The sequence below is a fragment of the Desulfobacula sp. genome (assembly GCF_021107415.1).
Map to the genome: position 1 here is coordinate 1 of NZ_JAIOSW010000501.1, position 4,563 is coordinate 4,563.

The window sequence follows — 4,563 nt, forward strand, 5'->3', positions numbered from 1 at the left end:
CTGACCCGGGTTGCATAATTTGGCGGATCAATTTGTGTGACAAGTCCAAGGGTTAAACGAGACTTTAGCTGGTCGTTGAGTTTAGGAATATCATCCGGAAGCTCACATCCTGAAAAAATAATTTTTTTATCTGCTTCAAGAAGATAATCCAATGTCATGGCAAGTTCTTTTTGTGTTGCATCCTTTCCGGATAGGAATTGAACATCTTCAAGAATCAATACGTCACATTTTTGCCTGTATTTTTCTTTGAATCGCTCAATGGTATTGTTTCTCAAAGAAAATATCATTTCATTGGTAAAATCTTCTGCTGTTATATAATAGACCCTTTTGGAAAGGTTGTTTGTAATGATATGATGTCCGACTGCCTGGGACAAATGACTTTTTCCAAGACCGGTTTTAGCTAAAAGATAGAGAATACTCGAACCCTTTATTTTTCCCTGGGCAAGGGATAATAATGCAGAATATGCAAAATTTGAATTCTCCCCCACCACAAAATCATCAAAGGTAAACCCTTTTTTGAACATCCGTCCGCTGTTAAACCTTACGTTAAGCCCGGGCAGATGCCTTTGCTTTGATTTTTTTTTGGGTAAAGGAACTGCCGGATATGCGCTTGGTTTTTTTTGGGAAGATACTTTAAACTCAATGTTGATATCATTAACCCCTAGTTTTAAAAATTCTTCTTCAAATATGGGAAGATAATTATCTTTTAGCCGTTTGATAAAATAGGCATTCGGGGTGGATAGCTTAACATGATGATGATGATGCTCAAGAAGCTCAACAGGGTCTATCCACATCCTGTAACTATGATCAGGTAGAGTTTTTTTGATTTGGCTTTTTACTTTTTCCCAGAACGATTCTATATTTTTCAAAAAAAGTCTTCTTTCTTTCAACTGCGAATTGAAATACTGATTTATAAAGCAAATTTAACAATTACTAACGGATAAAACTGAAATTTTTAAAAAGTATGTTTTTTTTATTGAAATATTTTTCATTGGTCAAATCTAATAAGAAGTGTTAGGTAAATATTAGATTTTTGTTTGGCATAATTTTTTAATTGATTGATTTTATTGAATTTTTTCTGTGAAACAAAAATTTATCCAAAAATTACAACCACTTCGACAACTATTTATTTTTTCAGGAGATTTTAACATTTCAAAGCAAATTAATCATATCTAAAAAAATATTTTTTCTCTGATTTTCTCCTGTTTTCGTTTAATTGCTTCAAATTAAATAAAAATTGGATCTTTTTTTACAAGCATAGATATTACTATGGTTTCACAATTTTATAAAATAAATTATATTTACACTTTCATTTTCCAATAGTATATTGCACTTTATTTTGCATCATTTAACCCTAATATAATAGAGATTGTATGAAACATTCACATACCCTCCCCATTATCGGCATTACCATGGGAGACCCTGTCGGGATTGGTCCTGAGATACTGGTAAAAGCTTTAAGTGATTCCAGGCTTTATGCCTTATGCAAGCCTCTTATTATTGGTGATTCCCATATTATTAAACAGGCATTAAAACTGTTAAACTTCAATCAAGTCATCAATATCATAAATGATCCAAAACAAGGAAAGTATCTGTTTAATACTCTGGATATCATGGACATCTCCAATATTGATTGCAGCCAACCATTGAAACAGGAACTGCCATGCAGGACTATATCATTAAAGGGATTGACCTTGCATTGAATAACAGCATTTCAGGCCTTGTAACCTGTCCTATTACAAAAACGGCTTTAAAACTTGCAGGCTCTCAATTTCACGGACATACTGAATTGCTGGCCCATAAGACAAACACTAAAGATTATGCCATGATGCTGACAGGAAAAAAACTTAAGGTTATCCTTGTTACGATTCATATTCCTTTATCCCAAGTGTCCGACCATCTTACCATTAAAGGTATTATTAAAAAAATAAGATTAACCCATACCTCATTGAAAGAACGGTTTAATATTAAAAGTCCTAAAATTGCCGTTGCAGGGCTAAACCCCCATGCAGGAGAAGACTCCATGTTTGGTCGGGAAGAAGAAGATATCATCTCTCCTGCTGTCAGGCTTGCAAAAGACCAGGGATTGAAAGTCTTTGGGCCCCTGCCCCCGGACACTGTCTTTTATCAGGCAGTCAACAAAGGGTATGATGCAGTGGTTTGCATGTATCATGATCAGGGTCTTATTCCCTTTAAACTCATCCATTTTAAAGACGGCGTAAATACAACGCTTGGCCTTCCCATTATCAGAACTTCAGTGGATCACGGTACAGCCTATGACATTGCCTGGCAGGGAGTTGCAGACGCTTCAAGTCTTACGGAAGCCATTAAAATGGCAGCCTTCCAGGCCAATAATAGAAAAGCCAAAAAAAATTAGATCAATAAAATGGATACAGATAAAATTATCATTGAAGGTGCCCGGGAACATAATCTTAAAAATATTAATGTTGAAATACCCAAAAACAGTTTAACGGTCATTACAGGGCTTTCCGGTTCAGGCAAATCCACCCTTGCTTTTGACACCCTATATGCCGAAGGCCAGCGAAGGTATGTTGAATCCCTTTCTACCTATGCCAGACAATTTTTAGGACAAATGGACAAGCCTGATGTGGATGCCATTATCGGGCTTAGTCCTGCCATATCCATTGAACAAAAATCCACCAGCCACAACCCAAGATCAACGGTGGGTACTGTCACGGAAATTTATGACTATCTGCGGCTGTTATTTGCAAGAATCGGTAAATCTTATTGTTATAAATGCGGACACCCCATCTCATCCATGTCTATTGATCAAATTACCGACAGGATTATGGACCTTGATGAAAAATCAAAAATAATGATTTTAGCCCCCTTAATCACCGGACAAAAAGGCTCCCATGAAAAACTGATTTCAACCATAAAAAAAGATGGCTTTGCCCGGGTCAGGGTTGATAATGAAATCTATTTAATTGATGACCTTGTTCAATTGAAAAAAAATAAAAAACACACCATTGATGCCGTTATAGATCGCCTGATCATTAAAGCCGGCATTGAAAAACGCCTGACTGATTCTCTGGAACTTGCGCTTTCATTGTCGGAAGGTCTTGTAACCATACTTGCTTTGACCGCAAAGGAGGAAACTCTTTCCAGTGAAAAGGCCTCCTGTGTCAAGTGCAAGATCAGTTATCCTGAATTCACACCGACCTCTTTCTCATTTAACTCGCCCCAGGGGGCTTGCCCTAAGTGTGATGGTTTAGGCTCTATTACCCAGTTTGATCCGGATCTGATTGTTCCGGATCAAGGGATCTCTTTAAGACAAGGTGCCGTAATCCCCTGGGAAAACAGGGATTCAGTTCAATTTATGGAGTTTCTTGATGCACTGGTTACCCATTATAAAGAAGATATATATAAGCCTTTCAAAAAACTGTCGCCTAAATTTCAACAGGTTTTACTCTATGGATCAGGCAAAGAAGAAATAGAATTTTATGTTGAAAGAATGGATAAGAAAATCGTTTATAAAAAAACCTTTGAGGGTGTGATTCCAAACCTGAAAAGACGATATCTTGAAACAGACTCCACTTATATGAGAGAAGAGATAAAAAAATACTTAAATTTTAGAACCTGCTCTTTTTGTAATGGATCAAGACTCAATAAAGCATCCGGGTCTGTTAAGGTCGGGAATAAAACCATCTGGGAAATCACTTCTCTTTCCATACAACATTCTATTGGGTATATCTCATCTTTAACTCTTAAAGATAAAGACCAGATTATTGCAGCAAGAATTATTAAAGAACTGACGGAACGCTTAAGTTTTTTACAAAATGTCGGCCTTGAATACCTTACCCTTGGCCGGTCTGCCGCAACACTTTCCGGAGGAGAAAGCCAAAGAATCCGTATTGCCACCCAAATAGGATCTAAACTGACAGGGGTTCTTTACGTGCTGGATGAACCCAGTATCGGACTTCACCAAAAGGATAATGCAAGATTATTAACCACCTTGATGAATCTTCGGGACCTTGGCAATACTATACTGGTGGTCGAGCATGATGAAGAGACCATCCTTTCAGCCGATCATGTGATTGATATCGGACCTGCAGCAGGAATAAATGGTGGACAAGTTGTTTTTTCAGGTCCCCCTGAAGAACTTATCAAAAATGAAACCTCCTTAACCGGTCTTTATCTGTCCGGTAAAAAATGCATTGAAATCCCGGAAAAACGAAGAAAAGGTTTTAAAAAATCATTTACAATTTATCAGGCAAATTCAAATAATCTTAAAAATATTGATGTCTCTTTTCCCCTAGGATGTTTTATCTGTGTAACCGGTGTTTCAGGATCAGGAAAATCAACCCTTGTTTTATCCACACTTTATCGGATTCTTGCAAACCGAATCAATCGTTCCAAAAAATCACCCGGCAAATTTAAAGATATCAAAGGCCTTGAACATCTTGATAAAGTTGTCCATATTGATCAGTCTCCCATCGGGAAAACACCCAGAAGCAACCCTGGCACTTATACCCAGGTTTTTAACACTATCAGGGAATTATTTTCCAAAACCCGGGAATCTAAAGCAAGGGGATACAAACC

Annotated in this window: 4 protein-coding genes; 3 read left to right on the forward strand and 1 reads right to left on the reverse strand. The window is 37.2% G+C overall.

The genetic code is table 11. The annotated features are described in order from the left end of the window. A partial coding sequence (locus tag K8S13_RS24865) for a DnaA/Hda family protein (RefSeq protein ID WP_291466435.1) occupies nucleotides 1-869 on the reverse strand: 869 nt, incomplete at its 3' end. A 504-nt stretch (nucleotides 870-1,373) separates the two neighbouring features. Here K8S13_RS24865 and K8S13_RS25860 point away from each other — a divergent pair. From K8S13_RS25860 to uvrA, 3 genes are all read left to right on the forward strand, one after another. Further along, nucleotides 1,374-1,703 carry a hypothetical protein gene (locus K8S13_RS25860; RefSeq protein WP_367172892.1) on the forward strand — a complete coding sequence of 110 codons (330 nt, stop codon included), beginning with the start codon at nucleotides 1,374-1,376 and terminating at the stop codon, nucleotides 1,701-1,703. Further along, nucleotides 1,664-2,377, forward strand: a complete 714-nt coding sequence (gene pdxA / locus K8S13_RS24870) for a 4-hydroxythreonine-4-phosphate dehydrogenase PdxA (protein WP_367172894.1) — start codon at nucleotides 1,664-1,666, stop codon at nucleotides 2,375-2,377. The genes K8S13_RS25860 and pdxA overlap by 40 nt, the downstream gene beginning before the upstream one ends. Nucleotides 2,378-2,386: 9 nt before the next feature. Next, nucleotides 2,387-4,563: excinuclease ABC subunit UvrA (gene uvrA, locus K8S13_RS24875; RefSeq protein WP_291466437.1), on the forward strand; the 2,177-nt coding region annotated here is incomplete at its 3' end.

Coding starts and splice junctions, on each gene's coding strand:
- K8S13_RS25860 (WP_367172892.1), top strand. CDS start 1,374: ATGAAACATTCACATACCCTCCCCATTATCGGCATTACCATGGGAGAC.
- pdxA (WP_367172894.1), top strand. CDS start 1,664: ATGCAGGACTATATCATTAAAGGGATTGACCTTGCATTGAATAACAGC.